The sequence below is a fragment of the Ruegeria sp. AH7 genome, from assembly GCF_056541325.1.
Window position 1 is genome coordinate 164,901 of record NZ_JBQFYF010000006.1, and the last position, 17,361, is coordinate 182,261.

Consider the following 17,361-nt stretch of genomic DNA (forward strand, 5'->3'; position numbering starts at 1 on the left):
CCCACCGAGATCAAGCTTTGTTTGCCATATGATCAAAAACCGGTTTGTGAATGTTCGAACCGAACGCCCTGAAACCGGTTGATGCTAGTTGATACGCAACAAAAGCTTAGGCTTGTCGTAGTCGGCATGCGATATAGCATCTGTCAAAGACCGATGTTGACAACGCGCGCATAGGTAATAATTTTAGTTAATAAAATAATAAGGGGGAGATCGCCGTGTATCTCGGTCTGGACTTGGGCACCTCAGGGCTCAGGGGTGTTCTTATTGAGGAGGCTGGCACCGTCATCGGCAGTGCCGAACACGAGATTGCTACCTCCTATCCGCAATCCGGATGGTCCGAGCAGGCGCCTGAGGATTGGATCGATGCCTGCAGAGCGGTGATTGCCCAGATCAGGGCAGAGCATGAAACTGAGTTTTCCAAGCTGCGCGGGATTGGCCTAAGCGGTCATATGCATGGGGCAACCTTGTTGGATAACGATCTGAATGTGTTGCGCCCCTGTATTATGTGGAACGACACGCGTGCCGCGCAGGAAGCAGCCAAGTTGGACCAGATCGCAGACATGCGGGCCATATCCGGCAACATTGTCTTTCCGGGCTTTACAGCGCCCAAGCTGGAATGGGTGCGTACGCATGAGCCGGATGTCTATTCCAGAGTAGCTAAGGTGCTCCTGCCCAAAGATTATTTAACGCTTTGGCTGACCGGCGAGTGCATCAGCGACATGTCTGATAGCGCCGGCACGTCATGGCTGGATGTCAGCACCCGCACCTGGTCAGAAACCGCACTGCGGCTCAGCCATATGCGTCTGGACCAGATGCCCCGGCTGGTTGAAGGCAGCGAAGTGGGTGGAGAACTCAGGTCAGAGCTGAGGCAAGACTGGGATCTTTCGGGGCAGGTGGTTATTGCTGGTGGGGCAGGGGACAATGCAGCCGCGGCCTGCGGGATTGGCAGTGTTGAAGATGGGGCAGGTTTTCTGTCGCTTGGCACGTCGGGCGTTTTGTTGGTGGCGCGCGACAGATACGCGCCCAAGCCTGAAACGGCAGTCCATTGCTTCTGCCACGCAGTACCCGACCGGTGGATTCAGATGGGGGTCATTCTGTCTGCCACAAACTGCATGAACTGGTTGTCCCGAAATCTTGGTCAATCCGTCGGTGACCTGGCCGGCGCGTTGCCCAAGTCCCTAGAAGGGCCATCCGCGACGCGTTTCTTGCCCTATCTGTCCGGAGAGCGAACGCCCCATAATGACAGCGCCATCCGAGGCGCATTTCTGGGCCTTGATGTCTCCTCGGGGCCCGTTGATCTGACACAAGCGGTTATGGAAGGAGTCGGTTTTGCCATGCGGGATTGCCTTGAAGCGCTCAGAAGCACGGGAACCGAGCCCAGCAGCCTGATGGCCGTTGGCGGTGGGGCGCAATCCCAGTATTGGCTGGAAACACTGGCGACCGTGTTGCAAATACCCCTGGCTCTGCCAAGAGGCGGCGAATTCGGTGCGGCAACTGGGGCTGCACGCCTTGCAATTTGTGCAGCCAGTGGTGCTGAACCCACCGACGTTATGTCGCCGCCTGAGGTGGGCAGCATTATCGAGCCACGCGCCGATCTATTTGCCGCATACGAGCAGGCGTATCAAAGCTATCGCCAATATTATGCGGCGCTGGCTCCGCTTGCGCAAAGATGACCGGACAAGTGATCCAGCAAGTCACTCTCGAAAGTGGTGAAATGCGCGCATGCCTGCTGAGCTATGGGGCGATCACCCAAGGCTGGTGGTACAAGGGCATCCCTATGATCCTGGGCTATGATGATCCGATGGACTACCTGTCGGATCGTAACTATCTGGGCGCCATCGTCGGTCGCGTTGCCAACCGCATCGCAGGCGCGTCATTTGCGTTAGACAAGGGGCTGTTCACGCTGGATGCGAATGAAGGCCGGAACACTCTGCATGGCGGGCGCTTGGGCCTTTCGCATCAACATTGGACCCTCACTCAGGTTGCCGAGAATGAGGCAGTGTTGTGCCTAAACTCACCTGATGGAGATTGCGGCTTTCCGGGGCAGGTGCAATTCGAACTGCGCGTCACACTCGAATATCCACGTCTGACCTATTCGGTAACCGCGCAGACGGATCGTCCAACACCGATCAGTATCGCGCAGCACAATTACTATTCGTTGGGGAGCACAATTGGCGTTTCCGATCACCTTCTAAAATTGGCCTCAGACCGGTATCTGGACACCGACGATCAGGGAATAGCGTTTGGTCCGGTGTCTAAGACCGTGGGGGGAGCGATGGATTTCAGCTCTGCCAAACCTATCAAGGAAGCGGGGGCAGATTTGGATCATTTCTTTGTGTTCGGAACGGCCGCCAAACAACCTGTCGCCGAAGTCACCGCGCCGAATGGTTTGAAACTGAAGCTCTGGTCCGATCAGCCCGGTGCTCAGATTTACACCGGCGGAGGTCTGTCTGACCCTTTCGCTCCCAGAGCGGGCCTGTGTATCGAGCCATCGGGATACCCCAATGCGCCGAACGTTACGGCCTTTCCGTCAATCCTATGTACTCCAGAACGCCCCTATCGACAGACCCTGACCTTAGAAATCACCGAGGGCGCAGCATGAGATTGATCGCAACACTGGCTGTCGGGGGTTTTGTCTTCGCATCAGCCGCAAACGCAACATCGCTCGATTTGGGTCCGCGCCCAGTATTTGTTGAACCCGGTCTCGAAGCCGTCGAATTGGGCCAACTACTGTTCTACGACCCGATCCTGTCGGGCAATAGAAACATAAGCTGTGCGACCTGTCATCATCCTGACCTCGGAACATCCGATGGTTTGTCGCTGGGGATCGGCGAGGGGGGTGTGGGTCTAGGGCCCGAACGCGCGCTTGATCCGAACAACTTACCCGAACAGCGCATTCCACGAAATTCGCCCGCGCTTTGGAACCTCGGCGCGGCCGAATTCAAGACGTTCTTTCATGATGGTCGGCTTGAGGCTGATCTGACTCAGCCAAACGGCATCCGCACTCCACTGGGCACGAATATGCGACCCGGGTTCCAATCGGCATTGGCTGCGCAGGCGATGTTTCCTGTGCTGTCACCGGATGAGATGGCAGGTCACTATTCTGAGAATGATGTCAGTCAGGCTGTGCGTCTTGGCCTGATAACTCAGGAAGGCGGGGCGTGGGACCTGATCGCAGCCCGCGTTGCGGCGATACCAGAATATCAGGCGCGGTTTGATCGGGTGTCGCCCGGAGAGGAAATCACCTTCACCGCCATCGCCAATGTGATCGCGAATTTCATCGCCTTCGAATGGCGCGCTGACAACAGCCCCTTTGACCGGGCCATGCGTGGTGAGGAACCTCTGACACCAGATGCGCAACTGGGGGCCGATCTTTTCTACGGTCAGGCAGGATGCAGCACCTGCCACGCGGGCTGGTTTCAAACGGATCACAGCTTTCATGCTATTGCCATGCCTCAGATCGGGCCTGGAAAAAGCGCGCGATTTGAAAGCCATGTCCGCGATGACGGTCGGTTACGTGTCACAGGGGGCGAAAGTGATGCCTTCGCCTTTCGCACGCCGTCGCTGCGCAATGTGACACTGACGGCACCTTATGGTCATAGCGGTGCCTATGCGCGACTCGAAGATGTGGTGCGTCACCACCTTGATCCGGAAAGAGCCTTGCGCAGTTACTCGGCTGATATGGCTCTGCTGCCGACGTTTCCCGGGGCGTCTGATCAAAAGGCTTTGCTGGACCCGGACCACGTAGACGCGATAGCCAACGCAAATGAATTGGCAGAGGCCAGCCTGACGGATGAGGAGGTCAATGCAATTCTGGCCTTCCTGACCAGTCTTGAGGACCCTGCGGTGCGGCTCGGTATCCCGGATCAGGTACCCAGCGGGTTGCCAGTCGACCGCTGACTAACGTTCGATCCGAATGCTCTGGTTGGCTTCAAACGCTTGCCAGTCTCCGATCTGCCCATCTGGCCAGATAACTCGCGCTTTGACTGTGTTGGTCGCGCCCAGACCAAAGTGATGCGGTCCGGCGATACCGCTGGCATGCCCGCCGCCGACGGTAATTTCACGGGTCTGTAGGCCTGCAGGCGTCTTTATCTCGATAAACCCCCCCACAGCAAACCGGTTTGAACGGTCCTGAGAAACCTCGACCAATAGCCAATTTCCGTTCTGGGTTTGGCTCTCATACAGCTCAAGCGCCGAGCCTCGATTGACAACCACCAGATCTAGCCAGCCGTCCATGTTGAGATCCGCCAAAGCCGCACCGCGCGACTTTGCCATCGAGGCGATGCCTGCCGCCACCGACGCTTCTGCGAACTGACCCTGCGGTTCCTGCAGAAGCAGGTTGTTTGGGTCGTTCAGAGCCGCATCGGGCATCTGTTCCACATTGCCTTTGGCCACGAAAATATCATCCCGTCCGTCGTTGTTGACGTCCCCGAATTGTGCGTGCCATCCGGTTGAAGGGCGACCATCCCCACCCGTATGGGGCCGATGGGCCGTTGTGCCTCGATCATAGGTCGCGTCGCTCCAGGTCGGCCCCTTGGCTTCGGGGTCGAACATCTGCAATTTCTGATCACCCATTGAGGTGAGATAGACTTCTGGGAAGCCATCTCCGGTCAGATCACGCGACGCGATGCCCATGCCCCAGATTGAATAGGGCAACCACCCATCCTCGGCAGAGTAGAGTGTGGGGTCTGGTTCCATTGCCCATAGCTGCTCCTGACCTCCCTTTACATAGTAGTGGCGATCATTGCTGACACGCAGGTCCGCGCGTCCGGCCCGAGACCAGTCGGAGAACAGAACTGATAGAGAACAATAGCCCGGCTCCAGATGCGCCGGTGGCAGATAGCTGTCGCCCTGTGGTCGGTACAAAACCGTTGGGCCGCAGGCTTCGAACGGACCATCTGGATTGCTGCGGTCGACATATGTGCCAAAGGCAAGGGTTGGTAGGCTTTGCCCATCCTCCCAAGTCGCTGAAAACCCGGTTGTCCAATGATCGTCTGATTGGAACCCAAGCGTGGTGAAAGGGCTGAATCGACAATCCGCCGCGCCCTTCAACAGCAGATCGGGGCCGACCCGCAGTATGGCGAGGTCCAGAATGCCATCGCTGTCGATATCCAGCGGATAGGCGCCAGTTACACCCGTTAGTTTCAGTTCTTCGGGCGTATTGGCATCGTATGAAATGCTGCCTGATGAAATATTTCGAAACAGCTGCGACGGGTTCTCGCCCCCTGCTGCGAACAGCTCAGGAAGTTGATCCCCATCGCAGTCAACGACGGCCACTCCGCCACCTACAAAATGCTCCCACCCGCCATCGTAGATATGGTTTGCAATCTCGACCGGTGTGAAATGCGGGGTTTGCACCTCCGCCTCTAGTGCCGAGGGCAACATCAGAAGGACAAACAGCTCAGGACGCATGTGCAGGGATGTCCTTGACCTTGAGAATCGAGACCTGCTCGATCGCATAGGCCGCTGCGCCCTTGGCCCACATCTGATCACCCCAATGGTGTACTTTGATCTCGGGCAGAGGGGTATCCACATTCACAACGCCGCTGCGGATACGGGCCATCACCTCATCCGAATAGAGATGCTCCAGCCCTTTTTGACCGCCAGACAGAATGATGCATTCGGGGTCAAACAGATTGATCAGATTGGAAATCCCCAGGCCAAACATCTGGCCCGCACGTCCAAGAACCGAAGCGGCCATTACATCACCGCTTCGCGCTTTGTCGTAGATATCGGCAACAGTCTTTGGGCTTTGGTTTTGATCCACAACTGTCATCTCGCGGATCAGTGCGTAGTCGCCTACATAGGCCTCAAGGCACCCGCGCTGGCCGCATTGGCATAGCGCACCGTCTAGCTGCACTTTGGCATGCCCGAATTCCGCCCCGCAGCCCCTTTCTCCGCGATAGAGCTTGCCATCGAGAACGATGCCAAGACCCACGCCATGTTCGATGGTCACGACAAGGAAGTTCTTCAAACCCTTGCCGTAGCCAAAATGCTGTTCGGCCTTGGCGACAAGATTGGCATCGTTCTCGATAAAGGCCGGGCAGGGTATCTCCGTTGGGAGGATCTGACCGAAATCGATGTTTCTTTCCGTTAGGGATGACGACCAATGGACAAAGTTGTTTTCCGCATCAACAAGCCCAGCAACGCCTATTGAGACCCCGGACAATTCCTCTAGCGTTTTGCCGATTTGTGCGCTGGCTTCTTGCAGTGCATCGCGAATAGTTCTGACAAAAACCTCGGGCGTCATCTGTGCGTCGGCCAGCGGATGGTTGTACGAAGCCAAAGGTGTGCCCTGAAAGTCAACCAGGATCACCGACATCGCATGACGCGCAACCTTAAGGCCCGCCACAAGGTAAGACCCTCCATCCAGTTGCAGCAAAACCCGCGGACGCCCCCGCTTGGATGATTTCAAGGGTGGATCGCCTGGAACCTCTTTGATTAAACCGGCGGAAATCAGGTCGGCAGTGGCTGATGTAACCGTGGCAGGGCTGGTCTGAAGCGCGCTGGCAATATCGATGCGCGAGACTGAATCCCGGCTTCGGATATGGTCGAGAACCCGCATGCGGGTCGTGTTTCGCTGTTCTATCGAAGTTTGAGAAGCTTTGCTTTTCAGCATCTTGCCCATCCGAATCTGATCTTCCTATCAATTTATGGGCATTTTTGAGTTTCGAACAGACTAAATATTTTACTGACTGAAATAAATATGCTACTCCCGATTCTGAAAGCCACGAATCGACTTCGAGATGGCTTGGAAAAACGGGAGGAAATCATGAAAAAACTTCTCAGCCTTTCGGCTGCGGTTGCATTGATGGGATCGGCGGCCTTCGCTGAACCGGTTGTCGGCGTAAGCTGGTCCAACTTTCAAGAAGAACGTTGGAAGACCGACGAAGCTGCGATCAAGTCGGCATTGGAAGCCGGTGGTGCTGAATACATCTCGGCTGATGCACAATCGTCTTCGGCAAAACAGCTGTCTGATATCGAAAGCCTGATCGCTCAGGGTGTAGACGCTCTGATCATTTTGGCGCAGGACGCACAGGCCATCGGCCCCGCCGTTCAGGCCGCCGCCGATGAAGGTATTCCTGTCATCGCCTATGACCGTCTTATTGAAGACGATCGTGCCTTTTATCTAACCTTTGACAATGTCGAAGTGGGTCGGATGCAAGCACGCGCGGTTTTCGAGGCAATGCCCAAGGGCAACTATGTCATGATCAAAGGCTCGCCGACCGATCCAAACGCAGACTTCCTGCGTGGCGGCCAGCAAGAAATCATCGGCGCAGCTGTCGACAGCGGTGACATTGTGATCGTGGGTGAGGCCTATACCGATGGCTGGCTGCCCGCAAACGCGCAGCGGAACATGGAGCAAATCCTGACCGCCAACGAGAACAACGTTGACGCGGTCGTCGCCTCGAATGACGGTACTGCTGGTGGTGTTGTCGCGGCACTGACAGCGCAAGGGATGGAAGGTATCCCTGTCTCAGGTCAAGATGGCGACCACGCCGCACTGAACCGCGTTGCTCTGGGAACGCAGACTGTGTCTGTTTGGAAAGATGCTCGTGAACTGGGTAAGGCTGCCGGCGAAATCGCTGTTGCGCTCAGCAGCGGTACCAGCGCAGGGGATGTCGACGGCGCAGTTAGCTGGACCTCGCCCGGTGGCACCGAAATGACATCTGTCTTTTTGGCCCCGGTTCCGATCACCAAAGACAATCTGAGTGTTGTTGTGGACGCCGGTTGGATCTCGCAGGACGCCCTATGCCAGGGTGTCGAGAACGGACCTGCACCTTGTAACTAAACCTAAATTCCCTGGCCCTTTTGCTTGGGCCAGGGACCTTTGCTGATATTGAAAGATCGGAAATGACCGAAACTTCGTCTCAGCCGGTACCCCAAAAAAACAAGCCCAACCTGTTCCAGCAACTGGAACTGGATATGCGGCTTTTGGGTATGATCGGCGCCTTTGTCATCCTGTGTATCGGGTTCAACATCGTCACGGATGGGCGATTTCTGACACCCCGAAACCTGTTCAACCTGTCGATTCAGACCGTCTCGGTCGCCATCATGGCCTGCGGCATGGTATTCATCATCGTGACCCGCCATATCGATCTATCTGTCGGTGCGCTGCTGGCGACAACTTCGGCTGTAATGGCAATGACCCAGACGGAGCTGTTGCCGCATATGCTGGGGTTGGGGCTGAACAACCCGCTGACATGGGCGATTACGATCGTTGTTGGGCTTCTTGTAGGTACGCTGATCGGTGCTTTTCACGGATGGATGGTTGGCTATCTGACCATACCGGCATTTATCGTAACACTGGGCGGCTTTCTGGTTTGGCGAAACGTGGCTTGGTACATGACCAGTGGCCAGACCATCGGACCGCTGGACAGCACCTTCCTGATGTTTGGCGGAACCAATGGGACCTTGGGCACGACTGTCAGTTGGCTGTTCGGACTGTTTGCAACTGTCATCGCAATTTGGGCCTTGTGGAGCGGGCGTCGCGCCAAAGCAGCGCATGGGTTCCCAGTCAAACCAGTCTGGGCGGAATCAACCCTCGCTGCGATCATTGCCATCGCCATTTTGGGATATGTGTTCATCGTAAACAGCTATGCCATCCCGACCCGCAGGCTGGAGCGTATGTTCGAAGCACGCGGAGAGATCATGCCAGAGGGGCTGGTAGTTGGATATGGCATCCCGATCTCGGTTCTCATTCTGATCATCGTCGCGGTCAGCCTGACCGTGGTGGCACGCAAAACACGGTTCGGGCGGTACATCTTTGCCACCGGAGGCAACCCGGACGCAGCCGAGCTTTCTGGCATCAACACCCGGTTGCTGACTGTTAAAATCTTTGCCCTCATGGGGTTTCTGTGCGCCGTCTCGGCGGTCGTCGCCTCGGCCCGGCTGGCCAACCACTCAAATGATATCGGCACGTTGGATGAACTGCGCGTCATCGCCGCTGCCGTGATCGGAGGTACGGCATTGTCTGGCGGGATCGGTACGATCTATGGCGCCATTCTTGGGGCCTTGATCATGCAAGCGCTTCAGTCTGGCATGGCCATGGTGGGCGTCGATGCACCTTTCCAAAACATAGTTGTCGGCAGCGTGTTGGTGCTGGCGGTCTATATCGACATCGTCTATCGCAAGCGATTGGGGGCTAAGTGATGCAAGCTCAGGAAACGCAAAATACACCCTCGACTACTGGTAGAGGGTCCGGGGCTGCACCACTGGTCGAGATGCGGGATATCTCCATCTCGTTCGGTGGGATCAAGGCTGTCGATCAGGTCTCGGTAGATCTTTATCCCGGAGAAGTTGTTGGACTGTTGGGCCATAACGGGGCCGGAAAATCCACTCTGATCAAGGTTTTGTCCGGCGCGTATCAGATGGACCACGGTGAGATATTGATTGACGGCAATCCCGTCGAGATCGGCAATCCAAGGGACGCGCGGGCCAACAATATCGAGACGATCTACCAGACGCTGGCCTTGGCCGACAACCTCGATGCAACCTCGAACCTGTTCCTTGGGCGCGAAATGGTAACGCCCTTTGGTCTGGTCAATGACGCGGCGATGGAAGCAGAATGCCGCAAGATCATGGCGCAGCTCAACCCGAACTTTCAGAAGTTCAACGATCCGGTTTCGGCTCTGTCCGGTGGGCAGCGTCAATCCGTGGCTATCGCGCGCGCTGTATACTTCAATGCTCGTATTTTGATTATGGACGAGCCGACCGCCGCACTGGGTCCGCATGAGACTCAGATGGTGGCCGATCTGATCCACCAGCTCAAGGCCCAGGGGATCGGGATTTTCCTGATTGACCATGATGTGCATGCAGTCATGGACTTGTGCGACCGCGCATCGGTTATGAAGAACGGCAAGCTGGTCGGAACCGTGGATATTGCGGATGTCACCGATGACGATCTGCTGTCGATGATCATTCTGGGCAAGAAACCCGGCGAAAAGGCAGAATGAGGTGAAGGATATGACAAGCGGATTCTTCGACGGGATCGGGCCGGTTGAGTTTGGTGGTCCGGACAGCACAAACCCGCTGGCCTTCCGTCACTACAATCCAGACGAAATTGTCCTGGGCAAGCGGATGGAAGATCACCTTCGCTTTGCGGTCGCCTGGTGGCATTCCTTTGCTTGGGAGGGCGGTGACCCCTTCGGCAGCGCTACCTTCACACGACCCTGGCACCCGCAGGACGATATGGGCCGAGCCCGCCTGAAAGCGGACATCGCATTTGAGATGTTTGATATCCTTGGTCAGCCCTATTTCTGCTGGCACGATGCAGATGTCAGGCCCGAGCAGGGGAATTTCGCCGATAATCTGAGAACGCTTGAAGAGATCACGGACTATATCGGTGAAAAGATGCAGGCGTCGGGTACCAAGCTCCTTTGGGGTACGGCCAATATGTTCAGTCACCGGCGCTGGATGTCGGGGGCAAGCACGAACCCTGATCCTGAGGTGTTTGCCTTTGCTGCGGCCACAGTGAAATCCTGCATCGACGCAACCCACAAACTGGGCGGAGAGAACTATGTGCTGTGGGGGGGACGCGAAGGGTATGAAACCCTGCTGAACACCGACATGGGCACCGAGCTGGACCATATGGGCCGGTTCCTGAACATGGTGGTCGAGTATAAGCACAAGATCGGGTTCAAAGGTGCGATCCTTGTCGAGCCCAAACCTCAGGAACCTTCAAAACATCAGTATGATTACGATGCGGCCACCTGTATCGGGTTCCTAAGGAAGTATGGTCTCGAAGATGAGGTGAAGCTTAACCTTGAACAGGGTCATGCCATTTTGGCCGGTCACAGCTTTGAGCACGAGATCTCAGTTGCGACGGCAGAAGGGATGTTGGGGTCCATCGATATGAACCGGAATGATTATCAGTCAGGCTGGGACACGGATCAGTTCCCCAACAACACGCCCGAAGTCGCGTTGGCCTATTACTACATCCTGAAATCAGGTGGGTTCACTTCAGGTGGTACGAATTTCGACGCTAAAATTCGTCGTCAATCTATCGATGCCGATGACCTGATTGCCGCACATGTAGGGGGGATGGACATCTGTGCCCGCGGCCTGAAGGCCGCAGCTGCGATGCTCGAAGATGGCGGGCTGGAGGCGGCCTTGTCCGAAAGATATGCGGGTTGGGACGCACCCGAAGCCCAAGCCATGCTGACCAGTACTCTGGACGACATCACCGCGCGTGTTTTGTCTGATGGCGTTAATCCGGCCCCAAGGTCCGGGCGTCAGGAGAAGTTGGAAAACTACGTCAATCGGTTCGTTTGAAACCGAAACAGTGCGCGTCACATAAGGCGCGCACCATCGGCATCAAAGCGATAAACTCGACCGGGTTCATATCCGAAGCGGATCGTTTGACCTGCACCAACCTGGTGCTGGCCGAACAGGCGCGCGGTGATCTGGTGGTCTTGCATCATCGCGATGACATTGGTGTCGCCGCCCAAATGCTCGACATGGGTGACATCTGCGGTAACCGGGCCGTCATCTGACAAGAAAAGATCCTCAGGCCGGATACCCGTTGTCACATCCGCGCCCTCGCCAATCAGACTGGCGGGGAAGAAATTCATCGAGGGCGCGCCGAGGAAACCGGCGACGAATTGGTTCGCCGGATTGTTATACAGCTCCATCGGGCTGCCGACCTGCTCAACACGCCCATCGCGTAAGACTACGATTTTGTCAGCCAGCGTCATCGCCTCGGTCTGGTCATGGGTGACATAGATCATCGAGGCATCAAGCTGCTGGTGCAGGTTGGCGATTTCCAGCCGCGTGTTCATGCGCAGGGCGGCGTCCAGATTGGACAAAGGTTCGTCGAACAGGAACAGCTTGGGTTCACGCACGATGGCGCGACCGATCGCGACGCGTTGGCGCTGGCCGCCAGACAGTTCTGACGGGTAGCGGTCGATATAGGGTTCAAGGTTGAGCATCTTGCTGGCTTTGGTGACACGCTCTTCGATGACCTGCTTGCTCTGACCTTCCTGTTTCAAAGCCAAAGACATGTTCTTGCGAACATTCAGGTGCGGGTAGAGCGCGTAGCTTTGGAACACCATCGCGATGCCGCGTTTTGAAGGTGGGGTCAGGTTCATCAGCTCTCCGCCGATGCGGACCTCGCCCGAGGTTACATCCTCCAGCCCCGCGATCACGCGCAGCAGGGTGGATTTGCCGCAGCCCGATGGGCCGACGAAAACGACAAATTCGCCGTCTTCCACCTCGATGTTGATGTCCTTCAAGACCTCTACAGTGCCGAAGGACTTGTTCACGTTTGTAAGCGTCAGGGCGGTCATGGGCGTGCCTCTTTCAGCGAAATAGGTTGGCCGGTGCGGATGCTTTCATCTGCAGCGAGGCAGATGGCGAGCGATTGCACGGCGTCGTTCATGTGGCGGGTCAGGTCGATGTCTTCAGCAATGGCGCGCAGCATATAGGCTTGTTCCGCATCGCAGAGTTCCTGATGGCCGGGTTCATCGGGCATGTTGATTGTCTGGTCGCCCTCGGGGCGGTGGACCAGAAGGCCGCCCACCTTGGTGTGACCGTCTATATCGGCCGATGCGCCCTTATTGCCATCGGTGATCGAGACCGATCCGTTGGGCGACACTATGTCTTTCACGAAGAACGCCGTTTCCGACATCATTGGACCCCAGCCTGCTTCGTACCAGCCGACTGAGCCGTCCTCGAAGACCACCTGAAACTGGCCGTAGTTATACATGTCTTCGGCGATCTCATCGCTAAGGCGCAGGCCCATGCCATGCACGCGCACGGGATCGGAGTCGGTGATCTGGCACATCACGTCGACATAGTGCACACCGCAATCGACGATGGGTGAGGTTGTCTCCATGAGCGCCTTGTGTGTCTCCCACTCAGCGCCTGACGATTGTTGGTTCAGGTTCAGGCGGAACACATATGGTCCGCCAAGGTCGCGCGCCTCGGAGATCAGGCACATCCACGACGGGTGGTGACGCAGGATGTAGCCGACGACCAGTTTACGTTTGGTTTCAATGGCTTTCGCGACGACGCGTTTGGCATCAGCCACCGTGGTCGCCAGTGGTTTTTCAACAAAGACATGTGCGCCGGCTTCCATTGCGGCGCAAGCAAAATCGGCATGGCTGTCGGAATAGGTGGCGACAACCACCAGATCCGGGTTTGTATCGGCCAGAGCAGCCTGAAAATCCGAATACGCGGGATAACTCGCAAGATCGGGATGGTCCACGTGACCGGAACGGTTCACCAGACCTACGATCTGCGGGTCCGGGTGGTGGTGATGGGCCAGCGCATGGCTGAGGCCCATATTGCCGAGACCGGCGACCAGAACCCGGGTCATTTGACAGCTCCGGACGTGATGCCCCGGATCAGCTGGCGCGAGAAGATAACGTAGAGCACCAGCACCGGCAGGATCGCCATGGATAGTGCCGACAAAACCGCGTTCCAGTCGGTGACGAATTGGCCAATGAAGACTTGGCTGCCCAGCGTCAGGGTCTTGGTTTCCTCAGCCGGGGCAAGGATCAACGGGAACCACAGGTCATTCCAGATCGGGATCATGTTGAACACGGCGACCGTCGCCATGGCGGGGCGGACAAGCGGCAGGACCAGCCGGAAGAAGATCGTGTATTCCGACAGTCCGTCGACACGGCCCGCGTTTTTCAGGTCGTCCGAGACCTGCCGCATGAACTCGGATAAGATGAACACGGCCAGCGGCAGGCCTTGTGCGGTGTAGACCAAGATCAGCGCCCAAAGCGTGTTCACCAGCCCAGTCGCCACCATCATCTCGAGGATAGCAACGGTGCCAATGCGGATCGGGATCATGATCCCTAGCGCTAGGTATAGGCCCATCAGGGTGTTGCCCTTGAACTTGTACTCGCTCAGCGCAAAGGCGGCCATGGCCCCAAACAGCAGGACAAAGGCAAGCGATACAACGGTGACGATCAGCGAGTTCTGAAAGTAGAGGAAGAAATCCCCCTGTTTCATCACGGTCTGATAACCGATCAGCGAGAAACTCTCAGCGTCGGGCAGGGCGAGAGGCTCGCGAAAGATCGAGCGGCGGGTTTTGAAGCTGTTGATGATGATCACAAAGACCGGGAACAAGGCGATCAACGTGTAGAGGATCAGCGCCCCGTGCATGGCGGCTGTGTTCAGCGGGTTATGGCGTGCTTTGTTCATCCGTTCGCCCTCACAGCTGATACCGGCGCATCCGGGTCTGGATGCCGAAGAGGTAGATACAGACCCCCACAAGGATGATCGCGAACATGGCCCCAGCGATGGCCGATCCCATGTGCGGATCACCCAGTTGCAGCTGGAAGCCAAAGAAGGTGCGGTACATGAAGGTGCCGAGGATATCGGTCGAGAAATCCGGACCCGCCAGCGCGCCTTGCGACACGTAGATCAGGTCGAACGCATTGAAGTTGCCCACGAAAGTGAGGATCGAGATGATCCCGATCGAAGGGATGATCAGCGGTAGCTTGATTTTCCAGAAGGCTGAGGCTCCGGTAATGCCGTCGATCTCTCCGGCTTCAAGGATCTCTTCGGGGATCGACAGCAAGGCGGCATAGATCAGCATCATCGGGATGCCAACGAATTGCCAGACTGAGACCAGCGCCAACGTGGTCAGGGCGTATTCTTCCTTGCCCAACCATGGCGCAAACAACGACTTAAGGCCAATAGCGTCCAGCATCGAAGGCGCGATACCCCACAGTGGCGACAGGATCAGTTTCCAGGCAAAGCCCACGATCACAAAGCTGAGGATCGTCGGGATGAAAATCGCAGACCGGTAGAGCGCCGCAAACCGCAGGCGGGGATGCGAAAGTAGTGCTGCCAGAACGATACCGATGGGGTTCTGAACCAGCATGTGGATCAGGAAGAACCAGAAGTTGTTGCCCAAAGCGTTCCAGAACTGCTCGGACCAGATCGGATCGAAGAACAACGTGCGGAAATTCTGCAGGCCTACGTAGACGCGTGTCTGATCAACCTCGGTGAACAGTGCAAGGCGCAATGTATTGAACAAGGGGAAGATCATCACCGCCGTGTAGACCAACACCGCAGGGGCGAGGAAAACGGCGATGTGCCAGCGAAAGCGGCGGGTTTGCATGAGATTCTCCGGGAAAAGGTCCGGACGCGACGCGGGCCGCGTCCGGTTAGAGTGAGTGGCTTAGAGCTTACTGGTGCGGTGCGTACCAGCTGGCCAAGCCGTCCTGCAGTTTCTGACCAAGTGCTTCTGGTGTTTCAGCACCTTTAATGGCGGCCACGGATGCACCCCAGGTCTCGTTTTCCAGGTTCGGCGTGCCGCGCGACAGGATCTGGTAAGTTGAACGGATGGTGCTTTCACATTCCTCGCGCCAACCGACAATTTCCTTGGCCAGCGGGTCTTCCAACTCAACCGGAGTGCTGGAGAGCGGGAAGAAACCGGGCAGGGCGTTTCCGAAGATGCTGGCAAACTCAGGGCTTGCGACCCAGGCCAGGAATGTGCGTGCCGCTTCCTGGTTTTCGCTGGCCGCGTTCATACCGATGCCGATATCGGTGTGGTCCGAAATATAGCAGGTGTCGCCCGCATTCTGGACCGGCGGCTTAAATGCACCCATCTCGAAGTCGGCCTGCGTGTTGAAGCCCGAAATTTCCCAGCTGCCCGCAGGATAAACCGCAGCGCGGCCCAGCGTGAACAGGTTCTGGCTGTCGGGATAGGTTTGTGCTTCGTATCCGTCTCCCAGATAGTCGGCCCACTTGGCCAGCGTCGCATAGGGGGCAACCCACTGAGTATCGGTCAGTTTCTGATCACCTTTGATCAGGGCCAGACGACCTTCTTCACCTTTCCAGTAGTTCGGGCCGATGTTGTTATAGCCCATGGTGGCGGCTTCCCACTGGTCGTTGGTGCCCATCGCCATTGGGATGTAGGTGCCGTCTTCCTTGATCTTGTCGAGGGCAGCAAAGAACTCGGCCTCGGTGGTCGGGACTTCGATGCCCAGCTCATTGAACGCATCTTTGTTATAGATGAAGCCGTGGATCACCGACGCCATCGGAACGCAGAAGCTGGCTGATGCATCATCGGTCTGCCACGCGGATTTTGCCACGTCCGAGAAATTGCTCATCGCGTCCAGATCGGACAGATCAGTCAGATGGCCCGCTTCGTACAGTGCCAGCGATGCATCGAACGGGCGGCAGGTGATCAGATCACCGGCAGAGCCGGCTTCAAGCTTTGAGTTCAGGACAGCGTTGTATTCCGCGGGGGCCGACGGGGAAAACACGACTTTGATGCCGGGATTGGCGGCTTCAAAGGCAGGGATGATCTTTTCCTGCCACAGGGCAAGGTCATCGTTGCGCCAACTTTCAATCGTGATTGTTGCATCTTGTGCATAAGCTCCACTTGCGACAAGCGCGGTGCTCATCAGGGCAAGGCTTAGGGCATTACGTTTCATTTGGTTTCTCCCAGGTTGATAGTTTCATCATTTTGCTTCAGTCGGTTCATGGCAGGGCGCAAATGGCCCCCTGTTTCCTCCAACAACGCCTCTGCGGCCTCGGTCGATCCGGCTCCGGCAGCAACAAGTGCGGCGCTTTTCAGCGCGCCATCGGTGGATCTGAGGGCCGCACCGGCGCGTTCAGATGTCACGCCCGTCAACTGGCAGACGATCCCATTGGCACGAGCACGCAGCTTGTCATTGTCTGCACGCAGGTTGATCATCATGCCGTCCTGAATATGTCCAAGCTCCACAGCCATCAGTGTCGACAACATGTTCAGCGCGATTTTCTGCGCGGTTCCCGCACCCATTCGAGTTGAGCCGGAGATCAATTCGGGCGGCGTAGACAGCAACACGGCATGATCCGCCAGTTGCAGCAATAGTGATCCCGCATTATTGGCAATCCCGATGACTGGCACGTCTTTGGCCAGCGCCATCTTGGCCGCGGCAATCGTATAGGGTGTCGTTCCGCTGGCCGACACCGCGATCAGAGTGTCATTTTCATGCAAGTCGGCCAATTCATCTTCAAGCGCATCAACCGCATCCTCGACGTCACCGGGCATTTCAGCCGTTGTCGGCAGGCCGCCGGCCATATGGATGGTGATTTGTGATGCTGGGATTGAGAATGTGCCCCCCAGTTCCAACGCATCTGAAGCAGCCATCAGGCCGGAAGACCCCGCAGCCAGATAGCGAAGCTTACCGCCTGACCGGATGGAATTTGCCATCGCCTGTGCGCCACCACACAATGGCGCCAAGGCCTCCAGCGGAGCCTTCGCCGCCAATGCCTGCGAAGTTGCCAGCAGGTTTGCCACCTCAATCAACGGACGGGTATCCAGCCCGTGTGCATCCTGATGCAGTTGTTCCGTTACTGGCGTGTTCACGTGATTCTCCCCCAAGAGTTCCCATGATCATACCTTTTAGA

Annotated in this window: 15 protein-coding genes; 7 read left to right on the forward strand and 8 right to left on the reverse strand. The window is 56.8% G+C overall.

The features are described 5' to 3' along the window. Window positions 1-215 precede the first annotated feature (215 nt). Genes xylB through ACR0JX_RS15335 form a run of 3 tightly spaced genes read left to right on the forward strand, consistent with a single transcriptional unit; the run spans window position 216 to window position 3,900 of the window. Complete coding sequence (xylB, locus tag ACR0JX_RS15325) at window positions 216-1,673, forward strand: xylulokinase (protein ID WP_480544652.1); 1,458 nt, start codon at window positions 216-218, stop codon at window positions 1,671-1,673. Then, on the forward strand, window positions 1,670-2,602 hold the full coding sequence (locus ACR0JX_RS15330; RefSeq protein WP_480544653.1) for an aldose epimerase family protein: 933 nt from the start codon (window positions 1,670-1,672) through the stop codon (window positions 2,600-2,602). Before xylB ends, ACR0JX_RS15330 begins: the two co-directional genes overlap by 4 nt. After that, on the forward strand, window positions 2,599-3,900 hold the full coding sequence (locus tag ACR0JX_RS15335) for a cytochrome-c peroxidase (RefSeq protein ID WP_480544654.1): 1,302 nt from the start codon (window positions 2,599-2,601) through the stop codon (window positions 3,898-3,900). The genes ACR0JX_RS15330 and ACR0JX_RS15335 overlap by 4 nt, the downstream gene beginning before the upstream one ends. Here the strand turns inward: ACR0JX_RS15335 and ACR0JX_RS15340 are convergent, their stop codons facing one another. Continuing rightward, window positions 3,901-5,412 (reverse strand): CRTAC1 family protein, encoded by a 1,512-nt coding sequence (locus ACR0JX_RS15340; RefSeq protein ID WP_480544655.1) that lies wholly within the window; start codon window positions 5,410-5,412, stop codon window positions 3,901-3,903. Further along, window positions 5,402-6,619 (reverse strand): ROK family protein, encoded by a 1,218-nt coding sequence (locus ACR0JX_RS15345; RefSeq protein WP_480544656.1) that lies wholly within the window; start codon window positions 6,617-6,619, stop codon window positions 5,402-5,404. The genes ACR0JX_RS15340 and ACR0JX_RS15345 overlap by 11 nt, the downstream gene beginning before the upstream one ends. 153 nt (window positions 6,620-6,772) lie before the next feature. Here ACR0JX_RS15345 and xylF point away from each other — a divergent pair, with 153 nt between their 5' ends. The 4 genes from xylF to xylA all read left to right on the forward strand — a co-directional run bounded on the left by xylF (window position 6,773) and on the right by xylA (window position 11,274). Continuing rightward, complete coding sequence (gene xylF / locus ACR0JX_RS15350; RefSeq protein ID WP_353009964.1) at window positions 6,773-7,792, forward strand: D-xylose ABC transporter substrate-binding protein; 1,020 nt, start codon at window positions 6,773-6,775, stop codon at window positions 7,790-7,792. A gap of 62 nt (window positions 7,793-7,854) precedes the next feature. Beyond that, complete coding sequence (locus ACR0JX_RS15355; protein WP_480544657.1) at window positions 7,855-9,153, forward strand: sugar ABC transporter permease; 1,299 nt, start codon at window positions 7,855-7,857, stop codon at window positions 9,151-9,153. Next, complete coding sequence (locus ACR0JX_RS15360; RefSeq protein WP_480544658.1) at window positions 9,153-9,956, forward strand: ATP-binding cassette domain-containing protein; 804 nt, start codon at window positions 9,153-9,155, stop codon at window positions 9,954-9,956. Before ACR0JX_RS15355 ends, ACR0JX_RS15360 begins: the two co-directional genes overlap by 1 nt. 10 nt (window positions 9,957-9,966) lie before the next feature. Continuing rightward, entirely contained in the window at window positions 9,967-11,274 is a 1,308-nt protein-coding gene (gene xylA, locus ACR0JX_RS15365) for a xylose isomerase (RefSeq protein ID WP_480544659.1), read from the forward strand. A gap of 17 nt (window positions 11,275-11,291) precedes the next feature. On the opposite strand, the gene ACR0JX_RS15370 is transcribed toward xylA, so the two are convergent. From ACR0JX_RS15370 to ACR0JX_RS15395, 6 genes are all read right to left on the reverse strand, one after another. Continuing rightward, a complete protein-coding gene (locus ACR0JX_RS15370; protein ID WP_480544660.1) occupies window positions 11,292-12,287 on the reverse strand; it encodes an ABC transporter ATP-binding protein in 996 nt (331 codons plus the stop codon). Then, entirely contained in the window at window positions 12,284-13,318 is a 1,035-nt protein-coding gene (locus ACR0JX_RS15375; RefSeq protein ID WP_480544662.1) for a Gfo/Idh/MocA family protein, read from the reverse strand. Before ACR0JX_RS15375 ends, ACR0JX_RS15370 begins: the two co-directional genes overlap by 4 nt. After that, complete coding sequence (locus ACR0JX_RS15380) at window positions 13,315-14,154, reverse strand: carbohydrate ABC transporter permease (protein WP_170393445.1); 840 nt, start codon at window positions 14,152-14,154, stop codon at window positions 13,315-13,317. Before ACR0JX_RS15380 ends, ACR0JX_RS15375 begins: the two co-directional genes overlap by 4 nt. 10 nt (window positions 14,155-14,164) lie before the next feature. Then, entirely contained in the window at window positions 14,165-15,079 is a 915-nt protein-coding gene (locus ACR0JX_RS15385) for a carbohydrate ABC transporter permease (protein WP_480544664.1), read from the reverse strand. A gap of 67 nt (window positions 15,080-15,146) precedes the next feature. Continuing rightward, on the reverse strand, window positions 15,147-16,400 hold the full coding sequence (locus ACR0JX_RS15390) for an ABC transporter substrate-binding protein (protein ID WP_480544665.1): 1,254 nt from the start codon (window positions 16,398-16,400) through the stop codon (window positions 15,147-15,149). Then, window positions 16,397-17,320 carry an N-acetylmuramic acid 6-phosphate etherase gene (locus ACR0JX_RS15395; protein ID WP_480544666.1) on the reverse strand — a complete coding sequence of 308 codons (924 nt, stop codon included), beginning with the start codon at window positions 17,318-17,320 and terminating at the stop codon, window positions 16,397-16,399. The genes ACR0JX_RS15390 and ACR0JX_RS15395 overlap by 4 nt, the downstream gene beginning before the upstream one ends. Window positions 17,321-17,361: the final 41 nt, after the last annotated feature.